The following is a 23593-nucleotide window of genomic DNA, read 5'->3' on the forward strand; positions in this document are numbered from 1 at the left end:
GCTTCGCGGCTTACGCCGCTCCCACAAAAGAAACAGTCGCCTGCGCGGTAATGGCATCATTGCCCGATGCATACACTGAACTCTCCTTCCCGCGTCATCCCGTCTGCTCTCTACCAGCGCGAGCGCTGGCGCAATGGTCTGGGTTGGACGCGCGAGATCCTGCGCCTGCCCGAACAGGGCGACTGGCAGCTGCGCCTGTCCATCGCCGAGATCGAACAGGATGCGGCCTTCTCCGCCTTCCCTGGTGTAGAACGTGAGCTGGTGCTGCTGCAGGGCGAAGGCCTGCGCCTGCGCTTTGCCGATGGCCGCTGCGAAACCCTGCTGCCGCCGTATCAGCGCCTGCACTTCGCTGGCGAGGCGGAGCTGGTGGGCGAGCTGGTCGACGGCGTGACCCAGGACTTCAATCTGATGTGGCGCCGTGATGCCCTGCAGGCTGAACTGCTGCATCGGCCGTTGGTCGGGCCCATGTTGTTCTTCACCGAGCCGCAGGCCGCGTGGGCGATCCATCTGCTGGCAGGGCAGGCCGAATTCGAAGGCGGCGTGTTGCCAGCGATGTCGGCAGGCGATACCGCGTGGTTGGCTGCCGGTGAAAGGCAGCGTTATACGCTTAGCGGTGGCGGGGAGTTGTTGGCGATAAAGGTAGCCCCGGCTGTTGTAGGAGCGGCGTAAGCCGCGAAGCCGCAGAACCAACAGCACAAGGCTTCACCTGTAGTGCCGAGCCATGCTCGGCATTGGGCACTACCGGGAAAGCCTCTGCCGAGCATGGCTCGGCACTACGGTTGGGATTGCTTGTAAGGCCTCTGCCGAGCATGGCTCGGCACTACAGCTGGGGTCGACATTCAATAAACGTCGCGGCGATAACGCCCGGCGATGCGCAGTGCTTGGTGTGCGTCGGCGCCAATCGCGTCGATGATGACCTTGTCCACCGCCGGGGCCATGCCTTGCAGGCTGCCGCAGACCAGGATGGTGGCGCCGTCGTCCAGCCATTGCCGCAGTACATCGCTGTGCGCGGCCAGTGCGTCCTGCACGTAATGGAACTGACCATCATCGCGGCTGAAAACGGTGTCCAGCCGCTCGATCCCACCTTCGAGCTGCCATTGCTGCAGCTCGGCACCAAAATGGAAATCGTGGGCCGCGTTGCGTTCGCCGAACAGCAGCCAATTGCGTCTCGCACCGGCATCGATGCGGGCGCGCAGGTGCGCGCGCAGGCCGGCAATGCCGGTGCCGTTGCCGATCAGGATCAGCGGGGCATCATTGCCCGGCGGATGGAAGTTGCTGTTGCTGCGCAGGCGCAGATCAATGCTGTCGCCGATAGCGGTGTAGTCGCAGAGCCAGCCACTGGCCAGACCCGGTGTGCCGTCCGGACGCAGCTGCCGGCGCAGCATCAGCTGCAGGCTGCCTTCGCCCGGCATTGAGGCAATCGAGTACTCGCGGTGCGGCAGTGGCTTGAGGCTGGCGGCGAGCGCGTTGGCATCGTGGTTGTCGACGCTGTCTGGCAGATGGGAGTGGGCGAGGGCGTCACCCAGCTTGCGGCCATCGGCAAGCACGGTTGCAGCATCGAAGTTGTTGGCGCGCAGCCAATGCGCCACCGCATCCGCAGATTGGCGTGGGCCGATCTCGGCAATATCACCGGCCTGCCAGGTCGGCAGCTTTCCGTCCGCGGGCTGCAGCTGCAGGTGGAATACTTTGCCGCCGATGCTGCCGGGATTGAGTACTTCACGCCTGCGCAGCAACCACGATTGATAGGCCGGCGCACTCCAATCGGTGGCATTGGCTGCTTCGCCGCCAAGCTGGCCAAGCAGTTGCTGCCAATGGCGCAGCGCGTCGGCATCGGCGTTGTCTACTTCCACCGTATCGAACAGCGGTTGTGCGCCGTGCGTGCGCAGCCATTCATCGAGTTGATGGCCGAACGCGCAGTAGTGTTCATAGGTTTTGTCGCCCAGTGCCAGTACCGCGTATTGCAGCTGCGGCAGCTTCAGCGGCTGCGGCATCACCCGGCTGAGGAAGGCGAGTGCATGGTCGGGCGGATCGCCTTCACCGGTGGTGGCGGCGATGAACAAGGCCTGGCGGCTGCTGGCCAGCAGGGCCGCATCGACCTGATCGATGGCGCGCAGTCGGGTCTTGTGGCCGGCCGCGCGCAGGTGCGCGGCGGTGCGCTGCGCCAGCTGCTGGGCAAAGCCTGTCTGGCTGGACCACACCACCAGGATCGGCGGTTCCTTGCTGTCGCCGCTATCGTCATCGCGTTGGCGGGTGCACCACCACAATGCGAAGCAAGCTGCCGCATAGATCGCCAACGCTGCCAGTGCCATCCACCATTGCGGTGCCAGCGGCGCGGCCGGCCACCAGCTTTCGCCAAGATGCAGGCGCAGCAGCAACAAGGCGATCAGCAGCAGGCCGAGGCCAACGGCGAGATTGCCGAGCAGGGCGCGGGTGGAGCGATTGGGGTTCATTGCGTGCTGGCGTCCAGGTAACGCTGGAAGGCGGGCGTCATGGTTTCGACCAGGCCATTGCTGCTGCGGGAGATGAAGCGTGCAGCCAAGTCATGGTCGTTGGCAAAGGCCAGGCCTTCGTCAGCGCCCATCACGGTCAATGCGGTGGCCCAGGCATCGGCAAGCATGGCGTCGCGCGCGATCACGGTGACTGCTGCTGCGGCGCGGCTGACCGGGGCATGGCTGCGTGGGTCCAGGGTGTGGCTGTAGGAAACGCCATCGCGTTCGAACTGGTGCCAACGGTCGCCGGAGGTGGCTACTGCAAGATCATCCAACGCGAGCACGCGTGGTGGGTAGTCGGCGCCGGCATCTTCTTCGGGCGCGGATTCGACCAGTACGCGCCAAGGTTGGCCATCGGGTTTCAAACCGTAGCCATGCAGTTCGCCGCCGACTTCGACCAAGGCAGCGCTGATGCCGATGCGGCGCAGCCAGCGACTGACCAGATCCACGCCGTAGCCTTTGGCGATGGCAGATAGATCCAGTTGCAGGCCGCCGGGTTGCAGCGCGCTTTGCGTTTGTGGGTCGAGCTGCAGTTTGTTCCAGCCGCAGCGAGCGGCGACGTCGGCCAGACGTGCGGGATCGGGTACAACCTGTGTGCCCGCATCGGCACCAAAGCCCCACAGCGCGACCAAGGGGCCGATAGTGGGATCGAAGGCGCCAGCGCTGCGTTCGGCGATGTCGCGCGCGGTGACCAGCACGTTCCAGAAATCATCGGGTAGCGCATGCCAGGTATTGGCGGCGGCGCGGTTATAGCGGCTGATGTCCGAGTCGGCTTCCCAGGTGCTCATTTGCGCGACAACGCGGTCGAGCTCGGCCTGGATGCCGGCGTGCAGCGGGTGCAGGTCACGGCTGCGCGCGGCGACCAGCTTGACGCTCCAGCTGGTGCCCATGGTGTGGCCGCCAAGGGCGGCGATGTCGGAGTTGGAGGACATCGGTATCAAAAAAGCCGGCTGGGGCAGGTGTTTCTTCTCCCGTTTACGGGAGAAGGTGCCCCGAAGGGGCGGATGAGGGGAGCTTTTGCTTTTTCATGCCGTCAGCGAATTTCAGCAATGCGGCTTCGGTCTTGCCCTCACCCCAACCCCTCTCCCGCAGGCGGGAGAGGGGCTTTGAGCCTTACTGCGGCAGCACTTCCAGCGTGCCTACGTAGCTCAGGCGGCGGACGCTGGCCTGCGGGATCGAGGTCTTGTTGTCCTCGGTGCCGGTTTCCAGCCAGTACATGCCAGCCTGCGGCCAAGTCACCGAGAACTCGCCGTTGGCGTCGGTGGTGACCTTGATCTCTTCCTGGGCGTTGCGGTAACGGGTGCCACCACGGGTGATCTCGACTTCCAGGCCAGCGTGCGGCTTGCCGTCGACCAGCAGCTTGAACTTGGCCTGCTCGCCTGCGAACAGATCGTTCGGGTGGCCCAGGGCAACCAGCTCCATGCCCTTGCCGGTCGGCTGCAGCGCGGTGTCGTTCGGCTTGCCGTTGGTGACGAAGGTTTCGATGCGGCCGGCGGTCTCGGAGACCTTCAGGTCCTTGGCGTCCTTCGGCACTTCGGTGGCGAAGGTGGCGGCGTTACCGCGCCAGCGCTTGGGCTTGCCGTCTTCCTGCCAGTTGGCCGACAGGCCGGCATTGACGGTGGCCAGGCGGTAGGTGCCCTGCTGGGTCAGCTCGACGTCGAACACGCTGCGGTACTTGCCGGTGGCGGCGTTCTGCGGCTGCACGGTGCTGCCGTCCGGTGCGGTGATCACCAGGTTGTCCAGGCGCAACGGCACGTGGTTGAAGTAGAACAGGTCGTTGGACACGGCCGCGTCCACGGTGATCCACGGGTTGGTACCGGCAATCACGGTCTGCGACGGTTGCAGCCAGGCCTTGTGGGCGGCGGCGGAGAACGGCAGTACGGCGGCGATGGTGGCAGCAAGCAGGAGGGAACGCTTCATCGGTTGGCTCCGTTGGTAATGGGGATCAGGGCTTGACGGCAAGGGTGACGGTGCCGAGCTCGGAGGTGCCTTGGGCACGGCCGTTCTGTGCGGCACGGGCCGGCCAGGTGAAGGGAATCTTGACCAGTTCGCGGCCACCGACTTCGCGTGCGGCTTCCACCACCAGCGAGTACTGGCCGGCGGGCAGGGCGCGCAGCTGCGGCTGGCGGTCGCTGAAGCTGAGCTGGTGCTTGCCGACCGGGCGGGTCGGGCCGGTCACGCCATCGACCGGCACCTGCAGGGTGCGGCCGCTCTTGCGCCACCACTGGCGCAGGTCTGGCAACCATTTGGTGCCATGGCCTTCGGCGGTGTCCTTGAGCTGGTACCAGATCGACAGGTTGGCGGCGACCTGCTGGTCGGCACCTTCGATCCACACCGCGACATACGGGCGGTGGTATTCGGCCACGTTGAGCTTGGGCACTTCGACGTTGACGTCGAGGCTGGCGGCGTAGGCGGCAGGAGCGGTGGCAATCAAACCGCTCAGGGCGATGGTCAGGGTGACGCGCATAGTGCGACTCCGGAGAGAAAGACGGTCAATGGATAAGGAGCAGGGCGATCAGCAGCGGGATCAGCAAACCCAGGCCGACCAGCGGCCAGGTCATGCGCCGCTGCCGCGCATGCAGATGCAACAGGAACAGGCCGGTGATGCAGAACACCAGGCAGGCCACCGCGAACACGTCGAGGAACCAACCCCAGCCCGGGCCCGCATTGCGGCCCTTGTGCAGATCATTGAAGTACGAGACCCAGCCGCGACGGGTTTTTTCAAACTCCACCGCACCGGTTTCGCGGTCGATGCTCAGCCAGGCATCGCTGCCAGGGCCGGGCATGGACAGATAGATTTCTTCCGGCGACCACTCGGCTTCACGGCTGCCGATGGACACTTCCAGACGATTGGACAACCAGTCGGCGACGCGCGCTGGCAGCGGCGCATTGCCGTCTTCGCGCTCGCCCAGCGCCTTGAGCACGGGAGCTGGCAATTCCAGCTGCAGGTTCTGCACCTGTGGCTTGGCTTCGATCTTGGACGCGTGGTTCAAGGTGATGCCGGTGAGGGAGAACAACAACATGCCGATCAGGCAGACCGCCGAGCTGATCCAGTGCCACTGATGCAAGGTGCGCAACCAGAAACCACGGCTGGCTTGTTGTTGCACGGTAGTGGCGGTGCTGCGGTCTGCGGACACGGGAATCAGGGGAAGTGAAGGACGACGATTAGAGCACTAATGAGAATGATTCGCAATTTGTGCGATGCATTGCCCCCTCCCTTTGCCGGAGGCAAGGGGAGGGCCGGGGAGGGGTAGCTTTTGATCTGGCTGCTGCTTTGGTTCTTTGCTTCAAGTCAGAAGCAAGATCAAAAGCTACCCCTCCCCAACCCTCCCCTGTGCGTTGCACAAGGGAGGGAGTTGTTCTGCTTGTGCTGGAAACGTTTGCGGGGCTGCGGCGTTGACAGGGTGGAGAGCAGAAGCCAGAAGCTACCCCTCCCCAGCCCTCCCCTGTGCTACGCACAAGGGAGGGGGCCGATCTCCGCTCCGCCTCGGCACTCTGCGTCAGCTAAATCAGAACTTTGCGTTCAAGGAGAGCCAGTAGCTGCGACGCTGTTCCTTCACCGCGTAGTCGTCAACGCAGCTGTACTCGCTGGGCGAGGTCAGCACGCAGGACTGCGAGACGAAGTCCTTGTCGAACAGGTTGTTGACGCGTGCGTTGACGGTCAGCCAGTCATTGAGCTTCCAGCTGCCACCCAGATGGAAGGTGGTGTAGTCCTCGTAGTAACGCACGGTCGAGCTGGTGACGCCGCCCACGTTGGACAGCAGGGTGTCGCGGTAGCGGTCGTAGCGGCCTTCGCCGATCAGGCTCAGGCTGATGGCGTCGTTGAGTTGCCAGTTCAGGCTGGCATTGGCCATGTGCTTGGCCGGGTTGCCGGCGATCGGCTGGCCCTTGGTGGCGCCGCTGGTCTGCTCGCTCTTGGTGTAGGTGTAGTTGCCGCGCAGCTGCAGGTTGTCCAGCAGGTCGACGTGGCTGGCCAGTTCAACGCCGCGGGTCTCGGCCTTGTCCAGGTTCACACTCTGGCTGAAAACGCTGTACCCAAGCGCCGCCCAGCCCGGGCCTACGTCAATGCAGTAGCCGCTGTTGGCAGGCGCCACTTCGCAGTTGGCGAAGCTGCCGCCGCTGGCGATCTTGTCGTCGAAGCGGTTGAGGAAGGCAGTGGCGTTGAAGCCCCAACGGCCGCCGTCGTAATACGTTGCGATCTCATAGTTGGTGCTGGTTTCCGGCTTCAGGTGCGGCGAGCCGACAAACGGGATCACACCCTGGCCGCCGAAGCCGGTGACACCTGGGAACAGCTGGTCCGGACGCGGGGTCTTGTAGCCGGTGCTGACGCCGCCCTTGACGGTCCAGGCATCGCTGGCATTCCACACCAGGTAGGCGCGCGGGCTGACATGGCTGCCGAAGATGTTGTGGTGGTCATAGCGCAGGCCGAGCGTGGCGGTGAGTGCGTCGGTCAAGGCCCAGTTGTCCTCGGCGAACACCGACCAGGTGCGGTGCTTCTGCTTGACGTTGTCGCGGTAGCCGTTGCCGTCCATGCCGAACACGCCATCAGTCATGTCGGTGTTGTTGTACTGGCCGCCCACGGTGACCTTGTGTGCGCCGAAGCTCAGGTCGAGCATGGTGTCCAGCACCATCGCGTCCAGTTCCATGGTACGCAGCGGGCGCGGCAGGAACGCCTGCAGGCGTGCGCGCTCGGCGTCATTGAGCACCGACAGGTTGCCGCTGGCCATATTGCAGTTGGCGGCCTGGCCGCGACGACGGCAGACATCGTTCCACAGGGTCTGCAGGTCGGCGCGCTCGTCCAGGGTCAACGGCAACGAGCGGCCCAGGTTGTTGCTCTGGGTGCGCGACAGGCTGGTCTGCCACGTGCCGAAGTCGTAGCGGCCCTGATGGGTCAGCGCCAGCTGGTCCAGCTCATAGCGCTGGTAAGCGGTATAGCCAACGCGCGGTTGCACCACGCGGCGGGTGGTGGTGCCACCGCTGCCGTTGGGGATGGTGGCTACGCCGCTGCGCCACAGGCTTGCGGCGCTGTCCAGGGTGCCGGTCTGGCCCTTGCTGTTGTCGTACTTCTGGCGCGAGACGTCGTAGTCCAACCACAGGTCGTGGTTGTCGCTGGCCTTGAAATTCAGGCGGATGCCGCTGTTCCAGTTGGTGTTGGCAACGGCCTTGCCGCCGCCGCCAAAGCCCAGTGCACGTTCCCACTGGCTGCCATCGGGCAACGGCAGCGAATCCCATTCCGGGCTTGATTCGTCGATGTCATACCAGCTGCCGCGCACGCTCATGCCCAGACGGTCCTTGATCAGCGGGCCGCTCAGGTAGACGTCGGTGGTACGCGCATCGCCGAACGCATCTTCCTGCTGCACGGTGAAGCCCTGCGTCACCGAGCCATGCCATTCGCTCTGGTTGCGACGGGTGATGATGTTGATCACGCCGCCCATGGCGTCGGCACCGTACAGGGTCGACATCGGCCCGCGCACCACTTCGATACGTTCGATGGCATCCAACGGCGGCATGTAGGCGAACTGGCCACCACCGAAGTTGTTCGGGTACAGGTTGCCGACGTTGCTCTGGCGACGGCCGTCGATCAGTACCAATGTGTACTCGGACGGCATGCCGCGCATGGAGATGGTGGCGCGACCGTTCTTGTCGGTGGTTTCCATGCCGACGTCGATGCCTTCCACGTCACGCAGCGCGTCGACCAGGCTGGTGTACGGACGCAGTGCCAGTTCCTCGCGGCTGACCACGCTGATGCTGGCCGGCGCGTCGGTGATCTTCTGCTCGAAGCCGCTGGCGGTGACGACCACCTTGTCCAGCGTGGTCGGCGCACCGCTGCCGTTGGCATGGGCGCTGGCGCTGATGGCACCGAGCACGGCGAGGCTGAGCAGTTGGCGGGAAACGGACACACGGTGACGCTGGCGCAGGGCCATGGGAATACCTCGATCAAGGAATGCAGGTTGCAGCCGTCATCACCGCAGGCGCGCACGCGTGCAGGGACGAGCTGGGAAAAAGAGAGGAGTGAAGCGGAAACGACTTGGCGCGGAGCTTCAGCTCAGCGGCGGCGCTTGCCCACGCTGTTGGCGCGGGCTGGCCAGTGCATGGGCAGTGACCGGCTCGGATGCCGGGATGAGCGTGCGGATGGGGACAGCGCCGTCCGCTGCAGACAGCAGCTGCTGCACATCAGGCTGGGGCTGGACTGCGCGTGGTGCGCGCAGCTGTGCTACCCGACGCAGCTTGGCCGGGCTTTCTTCTTCGAGGTGGCGTTCGCCGCCTTGACGCTCTTCAGCCGGCGCCGAGGCATGGCCATTCTGGGCCAGGCCGAGCCGGGAAAGCTGGGTGCCGCTCTGGCATAAGGCCGCCAACAGCGACAACAGCAGCAACATGCACAAAGCCAGCGGACGCAAGCTGACAACGCCGGAAGCGGCGTTGTTGTATGCGTGCTGGCGCTGTGATTGCTGCATGCGTATCTCCGGATTGCAGGCGCGGCGACAGGGGCCAGCGTTTGCGGTGCGGTATTGTAGATACGATTCGTTAACTTTTGCAAATGAGAATTGATATCAACTTGACGGATATCAATCCTGATCGGTCAGCAATGCCCGGATCACTGCATGCGGTGAGTTGGCAAGCTGTGGCCGGATCTGCTGCAGAAAGGACGGGCTGCCATGCAGTAGTGCTTTGCCCAGCCAATTGACGGCTTCATCGATCTGACCGGCGGCCAACAGTATCGAGGCGTGGCTGGCCTGTCCGCGAAAATCGCCAGCTTGGGCCGAGCGCAGATACCAGGCCGGAGCGGCGCCAGGATTGGCGGTGACGCCACGGCCTTCTTCCAGGCAACGCCCGACCAGATTCATCGATTTTGCGTGACCGTCGTATGCCGCGCGCAGGTACAGCGCGTAGGCGCCGGCTTCATCCTTGCCAATGCCGCGGCCGGTGGCCAGCAGGTTGGCCAGGTTATACATGCCCCAATCCAGACCGTTGTCGGCAGCTTTGCGATACCAGACGGCTGCCAGTTCGTGATTGACCGAGGTGCCGTGGCCAAGCTCATGGCAGCGGCCCAACATGTTCATCGCCAACGGCAAGCCGCCATTGGCGGCACGTTCGAACCAAGCCATGCCGGTGCTGGTATCCATGGCCCGCCCGCGGCCTTCCATGCAGGCCTGGCCGAGCAGGAACTGGGCGACGGCGTCGCCGTTCTGCGCGCGTTGTTCAAGTGCGCGCAATGCACCATCCGGGTCATCGACCAGTTGCTGCAGCAATGCCTGGATGTCGGCTTCGTTGTCGCTCACGCCTCGGCCCATTGTCGCAGCAGGTTGTGATAAACGCCGGTCAGGCTGACCAGAGAGGGGTGTTGCGGATGATCCTGGGTGAGCTGACGGACCGAACTGTCCAGCTCCCACAACAGACGCCGATGGCCGTCATCGCGGATCATGCTTTGAATCCAGAAGAACGATGCCACGCGCGCACCGCGGGTTACTGGCGTGACCTGATGCAGGCTGGTGCCGGGATACAGCACCATGTGCCCTGCGGGCAGCTTCACACGCTGGTTGCCGTAGGTGTCTTCGATGACCAACTCGCCGCCGTCGTATTCGTCCGGGTCCGCCAAAAACAGGGTTGCCGACAGATCGGTACGTACCGGCTGCGGATCATTGGGGCGAGTTATGTGGTCGTAGCGGATGGCATTGTCGACGTGGAAACCGAAGGTCTGGCCTTGCTGATAACAATTGAACAGGGGCGGGTAGACCCGCCTCGGCAAGGCTGCAGCAAAGAAAGTGTCGTTGCGCCCCAGCGCATCCAGAATCATCGAGCCCAGCGCACGTGCGGCAGGGTCCGATTCGGGTAACTGCAGGTTCTGCTTGGCCTGTGCCGATTGATAACCAGCAGTGGCCTTGCCGTCTGCCCAGCCCGCCTCCTGCAGGCGCTGGCGGGCCAGTGCCACCTGTTCGCGCGTGAGTACATCGGGGATGTGCAGCAGCATGGTGTTTCCTTGTAGAGACGCCCCCGGCGCGATGCCGGGGGCGTGTGTATCTAAAGCTGACGATCAGTACGCCGGTATCTGAGCACCGGTATCAGAACTTGAAGTTGAAGGTCAGCGTTGCTGCGCGGCCCGGTGCGATCGCCGCGTAGTGCGAAGCATACGCCTTGGTGAAGTACACCTTGTCGGTCAGGTTCTGCACGTTCAACTGCAAGCTGTAAGTGTCATTGAACGTGTAGCTGGCCATCGCGTCCCAACGGGTATACGACGGAATCCACTTGGTGTTGTTGACGTTGCCGTAGACCTTGTCGACGTAGTTGGCGCCAGCGCCCACGGTCAGGCCCTGCACGAAAGTCGGTGACCAGGTGGTCCAGATGCTGGCGCTGTGCTTGGCGGTGTTCGGGAACGCATTGCCATTGAATGGCGACGGCACGTAGGCACCGTTGACCAGGGCAAAACCGTTGTCTTCAACCACGGCATCCAGATAGGTGTAGCCGCCGAATACCTGCAGGCCTTCAACAATGGTGCCGCTGATGCCGATTTCGGCACCCTTGACCTTCTTGCGGCCCGCGTTCTCCATGGTGCCGGCGTCGCTGGTGACGCGCGCGTTGTTCATTTCGGTCTGGAAGATGGAGCCAGTCAGCGACAAGCGCTGGTCCAGCAGATCCCACTTGGTGCCCAGTTCGATGTTGCGACTGCGCTGCGGTGCCAGGTTCTTGATGTTCGCGCTGATACCGTCGGCGCCATCGCCGCCGTCCATGCCGACCGGCGTGGACGAGGTGCCCCACGACAGATAGATGCTGCCATTCGCAGCCGGCTTGAACACCAGGCCGGCCTGACCGTTCCAGAACGACTGGGCATTGCGCAGGTCATCGGTACCCGCGGCGATGGCGGCCGGGGTCGGGGTGATCAGGCGTGCATCGTAGTCGTCAAAGCGCACGCCCACATTCAACAGCCATTGCGGGGTGAACTCCATGGTGTCGAACAGGTAGGCAGAGCGCGTGCGGTTGGTCTGGCGCACGTCGACTGCAGGGTTGCTGCGGGTGACAGTGTGCGAAGCCGACCACGGATCATGCGGGTTCGGGTTGGCGAAGTCGGTGCAGTTATAGCCGGTGGCGGCGCCGGTGGTGGCGCAGACCTGGTTGCCGGTGAGCGGGTTGTTGGTGCCCGCAGTGGTCTGCCCGTTGGGGCGGCGCACATCGCCGATGAGATAGCTGCCGCGACGGGTCTTCTCTTCGGAGTACTCGATACCTGCGTTGATGTTGTGCTTGATCGCGCCCGTGCTGAACTCGCCGGTCAGGCTGGTCTGGTTGATGAAGCTTTCAGTGCGGGTAGCGCGGCTGTTGGTACGGCGCCACAAGGTGCCGTACAGGTTCGGGTTGCCCTTGCTGTCGTCTGGCTGGGTCCACAGGTAGTCATTGGTGGTACGGCCGAAGCGGGCAATGTTGCGGGCAGTGAACGCGCCGAACTCATGCGACAGGTTGGCGGTGGTGATGTCGGCCTTGGTTTCCTGGAAATCGCGGTCCACCAGACCGTAGAAGTTGTTGCGGTCCGGCACAATCGGGCTGCCGTCGCCGTTCTTGGGAACGTTGACGCCGCTGGTGAACGGGTTGTTGTACGGGAAGCCGCCGGCATCGGGCAGGTCGTCGGTTTCCATGTGGTAGTGGCCCAGGGTGAACTGGGTCGGGCCATTCAGGCCCCAGGCGATGGACGGCGCGATGCCCCAGCGGCTGACGTTTACTTCGTCGCGGCCGGCGATGTCGCTGTCGTGCTTCATCAGGTTGATGCGGGTGGCGATGCCATCACCGATCACCGCATTGGCATCCACCGTGGCGCGCTGGTAGCTGTCGGTACCCAAACCCACCGAACCCTGCACGAAGTCGCGCAGCTTCGGCGATTTGCTGACCAGGCCGATGCTGCCGCCGGCCGAGCCGCGACCGCTATAGGCCGAGCTCGGCCCCTTGAGCACTTCAATCTGCTCGATGGCAAACACTTCGCGGGTCTGGCTGCCGACGTCACGCAGGCCGTCCACGTAGATGTCCGATGCCGAGTCGAAGCCACGGATGAAGGGGCGGTCGCCGGTCGGGTTGCCGCCTTCGCCAGCGCCAAAGGTGATGCCCGGTACGGTGCGCAGGGCATCCAGCAAGGTGGTGGCTGCGGTCTGCTCGATCACGTTCTGCGAAATCACCGAAACCGACTTGGGCGTATCCAGCAGCGGCGCGGTGAACTTGGAGGACTGCAGGCGCGCCTGTTCGGCGTGTACGTCTACCGCATCCAGTTCAGTGGCTTTGCGCTGATCAGTGGCTGCGTCGGCAGCGGTATCCGGGGCGGCGTGGGCGGCAAGCGGAGCAATGGCGAGCAGCAGGGCAGAAGTGAGCGGGGTACGCACAGGGGTCATGGTTGGACTCGTAGGCAGACAAATAGGGCGCACCGGCAGATCCAGCCGATGCAAAGGGGGGGAAGCAAAAAGGGGGGGGCCGGCGCAGCAAAGGTGCAGCGGCAAGGTAAAGCGATGGCTCAGGCGTGCGGCGGGGCGTGGCCGGGATTGAGCAGCAGGTACGGTGCCAGCGGATAGCGCTGGGCACGTTCAACCGCGTGCTGCAGCAGCGTGTCGCTGGCGGCAGTCAGGAAGACGTGGCTGGGTGTAACAGGAACAAGCTGGACCGGGCTGGACAGCATCGGTGCCGGGCGTTGCTTGCTCAGGCGTGATGTCTCACCGCCGGATTCACTGATCGCGGTCATCTGCAGCGGTTGCTGCGGATGGCCGGGCTCAGGCGAAACCAGGATTTGGTCGAAACCTTCCAGCGTCAGCGGGACGGCGACTGCGGCCTTGGCCTGGAGTGCCACGGCCCAGACCAGCAACATGCCGAACACCAGCATCAGCCAAGGCAGGCGCCGTCGCACGGTGGCGACAGTCAGCGTTTGAACCTTGGTGGACGGGGAAGACATGGGGAAAAGACGCGGGCCGTTAATTTCGCGTTATCGCGATAGATGCGCATCTTATTGAGAATTGTTTGCGTTTGCAATGCCGATGTGCCTAGGACAGCCGTGCCTTTTATGGGTACAGGCGATTCGCTGGAGGCGGTGTGGGGCTATACAGATGCCTGCGGTCAGACAACCGATTTCTGGGCTGTCAGGATTGCCCGTGCCGCGAGTCAGGTTGCAGTGCATGCGGCTGGCTGGCGTGTTGCGCTGGATTGGCAGAGGGGAGCCGCTGCTGCAGCTCCCGTGACCGGGGCCGGGCTCAGTCGCGGTCGTCGCGCGACCAGATGCCGCCGTGTTCGCGCTTGACCGGGAACTTGGGCACGGCCGTGTAGGCCGGGGCACACAGGGCGCGGCCGTCGCGAATGTCGAAGCGGGCGCCGTGCAGTATGCACTCGATGCTGCCTTCGTCCGGGTCCAGGGTGCCGGAGGACAGTTCGAATTCTTCGTGCGTGCACTGGTCTTCCAGTGCATACAGTTCGCCGTCCAGGTTGAATACGACAATCGGTGAGCCGGTGACTTCATCGAAGCCGGTCTTCAGTTCGCCCGGCAGCAGCTCTTCGCTGGCGCAGATGAAGGTCCAGGTCTCGCTCATGCGGTGGCCCCGAGCGGCTTTTCCAGGATTTCGAACTGCAGGTCGTCGCGCTTGGGGATGCCGAAGCGTTCATCGCCATACGGGAACGGCTTCTTGATGCCGGTACGCACATAACCGCGGCGTTCGTAGAAGGCGATCAGCTCGTCGCGGCAATCGATCACCGTCATCTGCATGGTCGGCAGCTGCCACTGTTCGGCCACATGCTGTTCCGCGCGCTGCATCAATTGCTTGCCGATGCCGCCGCCTTGGGCGTTGGGGCTGACCGAGAACATGCCGAAGTAGCCGTGGCCGTTTTCATCGGCGACATGGCAGCAGGCCTGCAGCTGGCCGTCCTGCTCGGCGAGCAGGATCACGCTGCGCGGGCGGTCGAGGTCGCCCTGGATGCCGGCGGCATCGATGCGCTGGCCATCGAGGATGTCGGCTTCGGTGGTCCAGCCGACGCGCGAGGCGTCGCCACGGTAGGCGGAGGTGACCAGATCGATCAGGGCCGGGATATCGGCGGCGGTTGCGTTGCGGAAGGTGAGTGCGTCCATGCCCACATTCTAGTCCCGGCGTCTGCAGGCGAACAGTTCAGCTGCTTGCGCCGGGGATCTGGCCTCACTGTCTGGTGGATTGGTCCAGGAACTCGCCAACGCGTTTCCACAACGCAGTACGGTTGGCTGGGTCAACCACGCCATGGCCTTCCTCATCAAAATACAGTTCCACCGGAGGTCGCCCGGCCAGCCGCAGCATCCGTGAAATGCGCCGGCTGTGCTCGAAGTCCACGCGTTGGTCCTCTCGGCCATGGGCGAGCATCACCGGGATGGACAGTTCGGTATAGCGATAGAGTGGGGAGGTGTCGCGGATCGCAGCGGCATCTTCGTTCGGGTTGCCCATCATTTTCTCGGCCAACTGCCTGCCCTTTTCGCTGCGTGCGGTATCGCTGGCAGTGAAGAACAGCGAGCGATCGCTGATGCCGGCGATGGAGACCGCACAACGGAAACGCTGTGGCCAGCGGATGGCGGAAACCAGCGCCGAGTAACCGCCATAGCTGCTGCCGACCACGCACATCCGTGACGCATCAAGCGGGTAGCTGGCCAGCGCAAGATTGATTGCCGCATCGATGTCGTCCTCGATGCGCGTGCCGTAGTTGCGGTGCCCGGCTTCACGGAAGGCGCGTCCATATCCTTCCGAGCCGCGGAAGTTGACGCGCAACACGGCATAGCCGCGGGAGGCGAGGAACTGCACTTCAGGATCGAAGTGCAGGCTGTCGGCAACGCCGATTGGGCCGCCATGGGGCAGAACTACCAGCGGGCGTGGTTGCTGCCCTGGCGGCAAGGTAAGGAATGCCTCTACGTCCAGGCCATCGCTGGATTTGAATTTCAGTACCTGGGTTGGCGCGAAAGTACGGTCCGCCAGCCAGGGATAGGCTTGCGCCAGCAATGAAGCACGGTTCTGGCGCGTGTCAAGGTGGTATAGCTGTGATGGCGCGTCGGCACCGTCCACCTCCACGACCATGCTGCCGCCGTCACGGCTGCGCCCGATCAGCTGCACGGCCCGGCCGGGGAAAGCGTTGCCCAGCTGCCTGCCGATGCGGGCGTCGTTGTCCTGGAAATAGTCCGAGAGCAATTGACCATCACGGTAGAACTCAACCCCGATGGGGTTGCGCTTGTCGTCGAAGATCGCCGCTTGCACGTCGGTGCCCTGCTGCGAATACAGGGTGCGTGTGATCGAACGTGTGGCCACGTCATATTCGACAAGATCCCGCTGGCTGCGTTTTTCGTCGGTCAGCGCGTAGATCTTGCTGGCATCCGCGGAGATCGCGATCGGGTCGAAGTCGAGCTCGTCCGACAGCACCATGACATCGCGGAATCCATCTGCTTGACGCTGTACCAGGACGTAGTCTTCACCGCGCTGGACGATGCCCAGGCGCAGCTCGCCGGCGCCATCGGCAAACCACCAGGTGTCATCGTTGATGCCGGTGTTCAGGCGGCTTCGGGTCTGCGCCCGGAAGCCTTCGACAGCGGCCTGGTTTGCTACATGGAGCGGGTGGACCATCAACATGCCGTCGCGGGCCCTGCTTGCAAACAGGATGTGGCCGGGCTTGCCCGGTAGCAGATCCAGCACCCTGCCTTCGCCAGGAATCAGATAGCTGGCATAGCGCGGTTTGCCGTCGGCAGCGGTAGTGATATGCAACACGGAGACTCGGTTCAAACCGTTGGACAGACGTACCGAGGTCAGCAGCGTTTCGTCGTCGGCCCAACGGAACGAGGCCAACGGCACGTCACTGCTCCCCAGCCGGGTCTGTATGCTGGACTTGAGGTCGATGATGTCCACTGCCCAATGCTCGTCATCCTGACGCACCTGCATGGCGAACAAGGTGCCGGCAGGGTTGAGGCTGGAGGCCAGTATCTGCGGGTCCTGCCAATAGGGGTCAATCGCGGGCTTGTCCTTGTCCTTGTCCGCTGCGGGCTTCTTGGCTGCCGCTGTCGTCTCGACCTCGGCCGGAAAGGTCCTGGCTCCAGCCTGTTCCTTGTAAAAGGCCGGGAACGGGTCTGAGTAGTGACCGGCATAGGTGAAAGCAAAGCGTGCATACAACGCAGGATGGGGTGCGCTGCAGCCAGTCCATCGCTGCCAGGCTGCGGTTGGAGCGATGAACGTCAGCACGCCACATCGAAGTGGGGCGGAACACGAGGTCGCCCGGATAAACAATCGTGCCGGCATCGACCTGGAACGCCAGCTCTTCTTCATCCTTGAGCAGGTAGCGGAAGCCATTGAAGGGTTGCAGTTCACGCCACACATAGCGCCCAGCACTGGCGACATAAAGACGGTAATTGTGGCCGGCCTGCAGACGCGACATCACACCATCGCCCCAAACTTTGCCATCGCGATTCAGGCGAACCGAATCCAGCTCGATATTGGTGTCCACCGCGGCCAGAATCAGTGCCTCACCAGGTTTGAGCACGGGGATTTCGCCGGGTTTCACCGCATCAATAGCGGCCCAGCTGGCCGTGGGCCAGCACAGGCAGGCGAGTAGCAGCCAAAGGCTAGCTCGTGACAATGACAAGGTGCGTCCGTGCTTCATTCCAACCCCCGTTCTCAGCCTGCAAGGCTTGCATGACATGTAGCAGGAGACAAGTGTTGCCGTGAGGTCTTCCGCGGCCGGAGAGGTGCCCTCCCATTGCCACGGGCAAGGGGAGGGTTGGGGAGGGGTAGAGCTTTGGGCTTTGGGCTTTGTGGCTTCGCAGCTTGTGGCCCGAGGCCACCCAATGCCGCTACAACAAACGCAATGCTGGTTGCAGTGCCGAGCCATGCTCGGCAGAGGCTTTGCAGGCGTTGCATCGGACAGTTCATCAGCTTCGCGGCGTACGCCGCTCCTACAAGCAAAGTTTGCCTTGCGCTCAGCGCATGAAGAACTCCACCGGGAACGACAGTTCCAGCGGCGCTTTGCGTGCTTCCGGCACGGCCGGCAATGGCGTGGCGCGGCGGAAGGTATCCAGTGCGGCCTGGTCGAGCATGGCCGAGCCGGAAGTCTGTTCCAAGGTCAGCGACAGCACCGAACCATCGCGGGCGAGGCTGACGCGGATGTGGGCGACGCCTTGTTCGCGGCGCGCGCGGGCGGCGTTGGGATAGCGTCGATGCCGTTCCAGCTTGGCCATGACCCGGCCTTCCCAGCTGTCCTTGCCGGGGTTGGCCACGCTCGGCCCGGTCGGCAACGGCGGCGTCAGCGGTGCCGCTGCGATCGATGCTTCCTGTTGCTGCGGTGCCTGTGCCTGCTGCACGGGTTGTGGCGGTGCGGGTGGCGGAATCATCCAGTTGGCGTCGGCGCGTGGGGGCGATGGTGGCAACGGGCGTGGCGGTTCCGGCTTCTGTTTCATCGCCGAGGCCGCTGTGGAAGGCGTGGGTGCGACCACTTCTTCCAGCGGCTGCTCCGGTGCGCGCGGTGGCAGCATCACCAGTTGCGTGCGTTCGGCGGGCTCCTCCAGCGATGGATCCATGCTCGGTGTACGGCTCCACAACAACAGCGCGAACATTCCAATGTGCAGCAACACGGTCAAGGTTGCGGCGACGGAGCGGATGCCACGTTCTTCGGATTGCGGGGACGGGATATCGGTCCCACCGCGCGGCAGCGGCCGGGTCAGCAGATACAGCGCACAGCCACCCATGCCGACCGCAACCGCCAGCCACAACAGCAGGGACGGATGCGCGAAGTACCAGAACATCGCAAAGCCCAGCGTCATGCCACCGCAGGCAAATGCTTTGGCGCGCTTGGACATCGCGCCCTGTTCGCGCCACAGCCGCAGCGGTGGACCGAATTGCGGGTGCTGCAGCAACCAGCGCTCGAAACGCGGTGAGGAGCGGCCAAAACAGGCGGCGGCCAGGATCATGAAGATGGTGGTGGGCATCACCGGCAGTAATGCGCCGATGATGCCCAGTGCCACCATCAACATGCCCAGCAGCAGATAGCCCACGCGCACGGCGCGGTTGCGCCGTGGCGGGGTTGGTGCGGTGCTCAGCGTTGCCTCCATCTCAGTCGGCAAAGCCCTGCTCGACATAGCCATGCACGCGCTGGAATGCCGCGGTGGCACCGGCCACCATGCGCTGCTCCTGCTCGGCATCCAGCGCGTTGCCATCCAGTGCTTCGGTGAAACGCCGCCAATGACGCGCGCGGCCATCCGGGTGTCCGGCCAGGTGGCGGGCGCCGTGGTTGGCATCCAGGCCGATCTTCGCTGCCAGCTTGAACAGGATGGCAGCGCCGAGATTCGAGCCTTCGACCACGTACAACCAGCCCAGCGCGGTGGCCGGGTCGATGTCGCTGTTCAGGGCTGCATGATCATCGGCAGGCAGGGCTTCACCCAGATCGAGCAGGTCTTGCTGCAGTTCCTGCAAGCGCTGGCGCTCGGCCAGATCTGGCAGCAAGCCCTGCAGCGCGGGCAGCGAATACAGCACCGCCAGATCGCGATGGAAACGGTATTGCACGCGTAGGAAGCGCCGGTAGTTCTCAAGCGAGGCGAACGGTTCGCCGCGCATGATGCGTTGGTCCAGCCGCTCGTGGGTGCCGTGGGTGGCGGCTTTCAAACGTTGGCTGCGGCTGATTTCCAGCAGCATTGGGGAAGCGGACATATGCGGTTCCTCAGAAGTTGACGGTGAAGCCCATGCGCACGGTGCGACCCGGTGAGGGCATCAGGCCCAGCGTCATCGCGTCCATGTAGTAGCGGTCGGTGAGGTTGTCCACGCTCAGGTCGAGCGCGACGTGGTCATTGATGCGGTAGTTGGCAAACACGTCGACCAGCACGTAGGAGCCCCAATCCACCACCGGGATGATGCTGCTGGCACGCGGCAGGGTCGGGCGGTTGCCGGTGTAGCTGACCCGGCCACCGGCGGTCAGGCGCTGCTCCAGTTGATGCGTGCCCAGCGTCAGTGCACCGGAGGCGCGTGGTGGGACGTGATTGCTGGCATAGCTGTCGGTGACGCCGCCTGGATAGCAGGCCGGTGACCTGGTCGGATAGGCACGGTCGCTGTGGCAGAAGTTGGTGTGGGTGTAATAACTGCCGGACAGTTCACTGAAGAAGCGCGGCGTGCGGTACTCGGCAGTGATCTCGTAGCCCTTGAAGTCGGCGTTGTCGATATTTTCGATCACCGGCGCCGACACCCAGCCCTGTAATTGCACGGTTGTGCGGGTCAGGTAATCCTTCACGTGGTTGTCGAAGTACGCCAGCTTCAGGCGTGCCTGGTCACCCTCGGTGAACAGACCGTCGCGCAGCAGATTGATGCCGTACTCGCGGTTCTTGGCGTGCTCCGGGCGCAGGTCCATCGCAAACATGCTGGGTACCGGCCCGGAGCTGGTCTCGAACAGGCCGGGCATGCGCAGTGCTTCGGCATAGCGCGCGTAGACCTGCACGCCCTCGACCGGAGTGAAGGTGATCGCCGCGATCGGCGTATTGCCGCTGGCCTTGCCCTGCAGATGCACGTCGGTATAAGTGATGGGGCGGGTCTGTGACGGCACCCGGGTGACCTCGCGGTCATAGCTCTTGTAGCGGGTGTGGCGTACCGCGGCGTCGAGCTTCAACCAATCGGTCGGCACCCATTCGGCGCTGGCGAACAGGCTGCTTTCCTCGCGTTTGGCGTTGTTGCTGCTGAAGCTCTGCTTGGCGCTGATCGGATGCACGTCTTCCTTGCCGTGGGTGAAGCCGTATTGCAGGGCGACGTCGCCCCAGCCGGTTATGAAACGCGAGGTGTTGGTGGCGTCGATGCCCCAACGCTCGGCCTGGCGATAGGTGGTCTCGATATAGGTGTACTCGGGTGGCAGCGTCGGGAACGAGTAGACGTTGCGGATGGTGTTGTCCAGGGCGGTACGCCAGGCGTTGGCCTTGAAGTCGACCAGCTCGTTGGCCGGCTGCCAGCGGTAGCGCGCGGTCCAGGTGTCGGCATCGACGTCGCTGAGCGCCGATTGCAGCGCGCCCTCGCCACGCAGGATGGCCGAAGGCATCAGCTCGCCGTAGCGGCTCTGGTACTTCATGCGGCCTACTTCCAGCGCCTGGTCGGGGCTGGGCTTCCAGGTCGCCTTGAACAGCCAGGACTGGTTGTCCACCGAGGTGTTGAGTACTTCTTCGCCGGCACGGAAGCGGTTGAGGCCGCTGAAGCTGACGTTGGTGTAGTCGGTCCACCAGCCGAAGATGTTGGTCACGCGCTCGGTGCTGAAGACCGGCTGCGGGGCGTCCGGACCGCCTTCGCCGGCGAAATAGTTGCCGGTCTTGCGGCGTGCGAATACGCCCACCACTTCAAAGTGCTCCCAGCGTTTGGCGGCGGCAACGCTGCCGCTGCCGCCGGTCGGCTTGCCGGTGGATGGGCGATCCATGCCGGTGTCGTCGGCAAATTCGGTGGGCAGCGGCTTGGGCGTGCAGATTTCACCACCACCGCAGTCGGTGACGAAGCGACCGCCATTGCGCAGGCCGCCGGTGGTGAAGGCCGGTGGCGGTGAAGTGGAGTTGTCGCTGAAGCCGCCTTTCAGGCGGATACCCCAGTCCTTGTCGCCGCTGATGATGTCGTCGGCGTTCAAGGTACGCATGCTGACCACACCGCCGATTGCGCCGACGCCCTCGGCACCGCCGGTCGGGCCCTTCTGGATGTCGATGCCACCGATCATGTCCGGGTCGATGTAGCTGCGCCCGGCCACGCCGGCATAGCCGCGGTAGACGGTGACCTGCTGCTGGCTGCCGTCGATCAGCACCGGCACGCGATTGAAGCCCTGCATGCCACGGATGTTCAGGTCCAGTGCGCCGGAGTTGCGGTTGTCGCCGTTGATGACGCCGGCCACTCCCTTGAAGATGTCGCCAGCCTGGGTGCCACGCGAACGCTCGATCTGCTGCAGCGACAGGTGAGCGCCGGACTGCGGCGAGCTGTAAGGCGTATCAGCCGGATTGCGACCGTCATCGCCCAGCTGGGTTCGGTTTCCCTGGTCACCCTGCACCCGCAGCGTGCCGATGCGTTCCACGCCATTGGCCGGCGCGCGCTGCACGGTCAATGCGCCGCTGGCGGTGGTGGCCAGTTGCAGGCCGCTGCCTTGCAAGGCCTGCGCAGCGGCCTGTTCGACCGAGTACTGACCATGCACGGCTTTGGCCTGCTTGCCCTGCAGCAGTGCCGGGTCCACCGACAAGGTGCGGCCGGCGCTGGCGGCGATGCGGTTGAGGCTGGCACCAAGCGGACCGGCGCTGATCTGGTAGTCGATTACTGCCGCATCAGCGGCTGAGGTTTGCGCATGGGCCAGCGGAACGGCACAGGCCAAGGACAAGGCCAGGGCAAGGCAGGAAGGGCGAAGCAGGGGGGAGGCGGACATCGATACGGCTTCCGAAAGAGGGTTTCGGATAGGGATGTGTATCGAGGGCGCAAAACCGGACACGCTCACGCTATTTTTTTTCGATCAGGGTGACCGGGCCGTAGGAACGGATCAGCAAGGGCAGGGTTTCGGCCAGCGCGGCGAGTGTGCGATCGCTGTCATCCAGCGCGAACACGCCCTGCACGCGCAGCGCGGCGGCCTCTGGCGACACCCGCAGGAAGCCGCTGCGGTATGCGCGCAGGCGCTCGACCAGATCCAGCAACGGCGCGTTGTCGAGGCTGACCCTGCCGTGCAGCCAGTCGGTCAGCTGCAGTGGATTGCTGCCAAGGGCGGTGATGCCGCTGGCGTCGATGCACGCAGCTTCGCCGGCCTGCAGGCGCAGACTGTGGCCGCTGCTGTCTTCGATCAGCAGATGATCGGCCAGCGCGGAGACCTGGGTGGAGGTCTCATCGCGTTCGACCATGAATTTGCCGCGCAGCAGGCTGAGCTTGGTATGCACGGAATGCAGCAACAGCGGGCGTGGGTCCGCGGCGATGTCGAGCAGTGCTCGGCCACGCCGCAGCCACAACTGGCGGCGACTTGCGTCGAACTCCAGGTCCGCTGCGCTGCGTGCATCCAGTACAAGTTCGCTGCCGTCATCAAGGCTGAAGTGCCTGCGTTGCCCGGTAGCGGTGCGCAGGTCGGCGCTGAGTTCGCGCAGCGGGAACTTGCGGTCGGCCAGCAAGGCGGCGCCACCAGCGGTGAGTGCGAAGGCCGCCAGCGAACGCAGCGCGACACGCCGTGATGGGCGCAGCAGCAGTTCGCGGGCCTGTTGGTCCTGGCCGGGGTGGCGCTGGGAAACTTCGCGCAGGCGCTGGAAGCGGCCTTGTATTTCCTGCAGCTGCTGCCATGCGTTGCGATGCTCGGCAGAGGCATCCAGCCAACGCTGCAGCTGCTGACGACTCTCTGCATCGGCGCTTCCGGACTGCAGCAGCACCATCCAGTCGATGGCGGCATCCATTGCGGTTTGCGCGCTCACTAGAGCGTCTCCGAGTGCTGCAGATCCTGCAGGCAGCACGCCCATGCCTGGCGCAGATAGCGACCGACCGTGCGTACCGATACGCCAAGCTGCTCTGCGATCTGCTCGTGACCCATGCCGTCGAGCTGGCTGTAGAGGAAGGCGGCGCGCGCTGGTGCCGGCAGCGACTGCATGCTGCGGTCGACCAGCAGCACAGTCTCCAGCAGCAACGCCCGCTCTTCGGGGGAAGGCGAGAACGCCTCGGGGCTGTGCCGCAGTTGTTCCAGCCAAGCCTGTTCCAGATCACGGCGCCGGCGCAGATGGAACAACAGGCGCTTGGCGATGGTAGTCAGGAAGGCACGTGGTTCATCAATGCTGGCGAGCGGCGTGCGTGATGCTGCGACCTGGCTGAAGGTCTCGGCGGTGAGGTCTTCGGCATCCCAGCGGCACCGAACCTGTCTGCACAGCCGTGCCAGCAACCAGCGGTGATGGTCGCGGAACAGAGTGGCAAGAAGGGAGGATGACGCGGGGCTCATTGTTTGTGCAAATGCGAATTGTTCGCATTATTGCACGCGGCGACGAAGGAGCGGTAGGAGCGGTGTCAGCCGCGAAGCTGATGGGCTTTCAGATTGCAGTTTCGATGATCACTGCGGGTGTGCCGGCTTGGGGGGGGGGGCCCCGGCGGCCACCCGGGCGGGGGGGGGGGGGGGGCGGCGGGCGGGGGAACGCGCCCCCCCGATGCGCGGGG

21 protein-coding genes are annotated in these 23593 nt (G+C 64.2%); 1 reads left to right on the forward strand and 20 read right to left on the reverse strand.

The features are described from left to right. The first annotated feature begins 66 nt into the window (after positions 1 to 66). Positions 67 to 669 carry a HutD/Ves family protein gene (locus ACVOLZ_RS12435; protein WP_481516416.1) on the forward strand — a complete coding sequence of 201 codons (603 nt, stop codon included), beginning with the start codon at positions 67 to 69 and terminating at the stop codon, positions 667 to 669. 170 nt (positions 670 to 839) lie between these two features. On the opposite strand, the gene ACVOLZ_RS12440 is transcribed toward ACVOLZ_RS12435, so the two are convergent. The 20 genes from ACVOLZ_RS12440 to ACVOLZ_RS12535 all read right to left on the reverse strand — a co-directional run bounded on the left by ACVOLZ_RS12440 (position 840) and on the right by ACVOLZ_RS12535 (position 23381). Further along, positions 840 to 2450: a sulfite reductase subunit alpha gene (locus ACVOLZ_RS12440; protein ID WP_481516417.1), complete on the reverse strand. Its 1611-nt coding sequence runs from the start codon at positions 2448 to 2450 to the stop codon at positions 840 to 842. Next, positions 2447 to 3427, reverse strand: coding sequence for an FAD:protein FMN transferase (locus tag ACVOLZ_RS12445; protein ID WP_481516436.1), 981 nt, complete (start codon positions 3425 to 3427; stop codon positions 2447 to 2449). Before ACVOLZ_RS12445 ends, ACVOLZ_RS12440 begins: the two co-directional genes overlap by 4 nt. A 175-nt stretch (positions 3428 to 3602) precedes the next feature. Beyond that, positions 3603 to 4409, reverse strand: a complete 807-nt coding sequence (locus tag ACVOLZ_RS12450) for a DUF4198 domain-containing protein (RefSeq protein WP_481516418.1) — start codon at positions 4407 to 4409, stop codon at positions 3603 to 3605. A 25-nt stretch (positions 4410 to 4434) separates the two neighbouring features. Then, positions 4435 to 4956, reverse strand: a complete 522-nt coding sequence (locus ACVOLZ_RS12455) for a DUF2271 domain-containing protein (RefSeq protein WP_481516419.1) — start codon at positions 4954 to 4956, stop codon at positions 4435 to 4437. 25 nt (positions 4957 to 4981) lie between these two features. Beyond that, positions 4982 to 5626, reverse strand: coding sequence for a PepSY-associated TM helix domain-containing protein (locus tag ACVOLZ_RS12460; RefSeq protein ID WP_481516420.1), 645 nt, complete (start codon positions 5624 to 5626; stop codon positions 4982 to 4984). A 372-nt stretch (positions 5627 to 5998) separates the two neighbouring features. Further along, entirely contained in the window at positions 5999 to 8413 is a 2415-nt protein-coding gene (locus ACVOLZ_RS12465) for a TonB-dependent receptor domain-containing protein (RefSeq protein WP_481516421.1), read from the reverse strand. A 117-nt stretch (positions 8414 to 8530) separates the two neighbouring features. Continuing rightward, positions 8531 to 8944: a hypothetical protein gene (locus ACVOLZ_RS12470; protein WP_481516422.1), complete on the reverse strand. Its 414-nt coding sequence runs from the start codon at positions 8942 to 8944 to the stop codon at positions 8531 to 8533. A gap of 111 nt (positions 8945 to 9055) precedes the next feature. After that, the gene (locus ACVOLZ_RS12475) at positions 9056 to 9769 is read right to left on the reverse strand and encodes a tetratricopeptide repeat protein (RefSeq protein ID WP_481516423.1); all 714 of its coding nucleotides are present in this window, start codon (positions 9767 to 9769) and stop codon (positions 9056 to 9058) included. Then, entirely contained in the window at positions 9766 to 10458 is a 693-nt protein-coding gene (locus ACVOLZ_RS12480; protein WP_481516424.1) for a Fe2+-dependent dioxygenase, read from the reverse strand. Before ACVOLZ_RS12480 ends, ACVOLZ_RS12475 begins: the two co-directional genes overlap by 4 nt. A gap of 91 nt (positions 10459 to 10549) precedes the next feature. Then, a complete protein-coding gene (locus ACVOLZ_RS12485) occupies positions 10550 to 12853 on the reverse strand; it encodes a TonB-dependent receptor (RefSeq protein WP_481516425.1) in 2304 nt (767 codons plus the stop codon). Between the two features lie 119 nt (positions 12854 to 12972). Next, positions 12973 to 13404, reverse strand: coding sequence for a hypothetical protein (locus tag ACVOLZ_RS12490; protein WP_481516426.1), 432 nt, complete (start codon positions 13402 to 13404; stop codon positions 12973 to 12975). A 295-nt stretch (positions 13405 to 13699) separates the two neighbouring features. Continuing rightward, positions 13700 to 14032, reverse strand: a complete 333-nt coding sequence (locus ACVOLZ_RS12495; protein WP_282272227.1) for a non-heme iron oxygenase ferredoxin subunit — start codon at positions 14030 to 14032, stop codon at positions 13700 to 13702. Further along, positions 14029 to 14565: a GNAT family N-acetyltransferase gene (locus tag ACVOLZ_RS12500; protein WP_481516427.1), complete on the reverse strand. Its 537-nt coding sequence runs from the start codon at positions 14563 to 14565 to the stop codon at positions 14029 to 14031. Before ACVOLZ_RS12500 ends, ACVOLZ_RS12495 begins: the two co-directional genes overlap by 4 nt. Before the next feature lie 64 nt (positions 14566 to 14629). Beyond that, on the reverse strand, positions 14630 to 16381 hold the full coding sequence (locus ACVOLZ_RS12505) for an alpha/beta hydrolase family protein (RefSeq protein ID WP_481516437.1): 1752 nt from the start codon (positions 16379 to 16381) through the stop codon (positions 14630 to 14632). A gap of 64 nt (positions 16382 to 16445) precedes the next feature. After that, positions 16446 to 17096, reverse strand: coding sequence for a hypothetical protein (locus ACVOLZ_RS12510; RefSeq protein WP_481516428.1), 651 nt, complete (start codon positions 17094 to 17096; stop codon positions 16446 to 16448). A gap of 316 nt (positions 17097 to 17412) precedes the next feature. Beyond that, on the reverse strand, positions 17413 to 18540 hold the full coding sequence (locus ACVOLZ_RS12515; RefSeq protein WP_481516429.1) for a TonB family protein: 1128 nt from the start codon (positions 18538 to 18540) through the stop codon (positions 17413 to 17415). Between the two features lies 1 nt (position 18541). Next, a complete protein-coding gene (locus ACVOLZ_RS12520) occupies positions 18542 to 19135 on the reverse strand; it encodes a biliverdin-producing heme oxygenase (RefSeq protein ID WP_481516430.1) in 594 nt (197 codons plus the stop codon). Between the two features lie 10 nt (positions 19136 to 19145). After that, positions 19146 to 21848 (reverse strand): TonB-dependent receptor, encoded by a 2703-nt coding sequence (locus ACVOLZ_RS12525; RefSeq protein ID WP_481516431.1) that lies wholly within the window; start codon positions 21846 to 21848, stop codon positions 19146 to 19148. 70 nt (positions 21849 to 21918) lie between these two features. Continuing rightward, positions 21919 to 22866, reverse strand: a complete 948-nt coding sequence (locus ACVOLZ_RS12530) for a DUF4880 domain-containing protein (protein WP_481516432.1) — start codon at positions 22864 to 22866, stop codon at positions 21919 to 21921. Next, entirely contained in the window at positions 22866 to 23381 is a 516-nt protein-coding gene (locus tag ACVOLZ_RS12535; protein WP_481516433.1) for a sigma-70 family RNA polymerase sigma factor, read from the reverse strand. Before ACVOLZ_RS12535 ends, ACVOLZ_RS12530 begins: the two co-directional genes overlap by 1 nt. Between the last annotated feature and the right edge of the window lie 212 nt (positions 23382 to 23593).

Source organism: Stenotrophomonas sp. STEN020, from assembly GCF_056760195.1.

Excerpts from the sequence above, each read along its gene's own strand:
- ACVOLZ_RS12435 (WP_481516416.1), top strand. The coding sequence starts at position 67 with ATGCATACACTGAACTCTCCTTCCCGCGTCATCCCGTCTGCTCTCTAC.
- ACVOLZ_RS12440 (WP_481516417.1), bottom strand. The coding sequence starts at position 2,450 with ATGAACCCCAATCGCTCCACCCGCGCCCTGCTCGGCAATCTCGCCGTT.
- ACVOLZ_RS12450 (WP_481516418.1), bottom strand. The coding sequence starts at position 4,409 with ATGAAGCGTTCCCTCCTGCTTGCTGCCACCATCGCCGCCGTACTGCCG.
- ACVOLZ_RS12455 (WP_481516419.1), bottom strand. The coding sequence starts at position 4,956 with ATGCGCGTCACCCTGACCATCGCCCTGAGCGGTTTGATTGCCACCGCT.
- ACVOLZ_RS12465 (WP_481516421.1), bottom strand. The coding sequence starts at position 8,413 with ATGGCCCTGCGCCAGCGTCACCGTGTGTCCGTTTCCCGCCAACTGCTC.
- ACVOLZ_RS12470 (WP_481516422.1), bottom strand. The coding sequence starts at position 8,944 with ATGCAGCAATCACAGCGCCAGCACGCATACAACAACGCCGCTTCCGGC.
- ACVOLZ_RS12480 (WP_481516424.1), bottom strand. The coding sequence starts at position 10,458 with ATGCTGCTGCACATCCCCGATGTACTCACGCGCGAACAGGTGGCACTG.
- ACVOLZ_RS12485 (WP_481516425.1), bottom strand. The coding sequence starts at position 12,853 with ATGACCCCTGTGCGTACCCCGCTCACTTCTGCCCTGCTGCTCGCCATT.
- ACVOLZ_RS12490 (WP_481516426.1), bottom strand. The coding sequence starts at position 13,404 with ATGTCTTCCCCGTCCACCAAGGTTCAAACGCTGACTGTCGCCACCGTG.
- ACVOLZ_RS12495 (WP_282272227.1), bottom strand. The coding sequence starts at position 14,032 with ATGAGCGAGACCTGGACCTTCATCTGCGCCAGCGAAGAGCTGCTGCCG.
- ACVOLZ_RS12500 (WP_481516427.1), bottom strand. The coding sequence starts at position 14,565 with ATGGACGCACTCACCTTCCGCAACGCAACCGCCGCCGATATCCCGGCC.
- ACVOLZ_RS12505 (WP_481516437.1), bottom strand. The coding sequence starts at position 16,381 with ATGCAGGTGCGTCAGGATGACGAGCATTGGGCAGTGGACATCATCGAC.
- ACVOLZ_RS12510 (WP_481516428.1), bottom strand. The coding sequence starts at position 17,096 with ATGAAGCACGGACGCACCTTGTCATTGTCACGAGCTAGCCTTTGGCTG.
- ACVOLZ_RS12515 (WP_481516429.1), bottom strand. The coding sequence starts at position 18,540 with ATGGAGGCAACGCTGAGCACCGCACCAACCCCGCCACGGCGCAACCGC.
- ACVOLZ_RS12520 (WP_481516430.1), bottom strand. The coding sequence starts at position 19,135 with ATGTCCGCTTCCCCAATGCTGCTGGAAATCAGCCGCAGCCAACGTTTG.
- ACVOLZ_RS12525 (WP_481516431.1), bottom strand. The coding sequence starts at position 21,848 with ATGTCCGCCTCCCCCCTGCTTCGCCCTTCCTGCCTTGCCCTGGCCTTG.
- ACVOLZ_RS12535 (WP_481516433.1), bottom strand. The coding sequence starts at position 23,381 with ATGAGCCCCGCGTCATCCTCCCTTCTTGCCACTCTGTTCCGCGACCAT.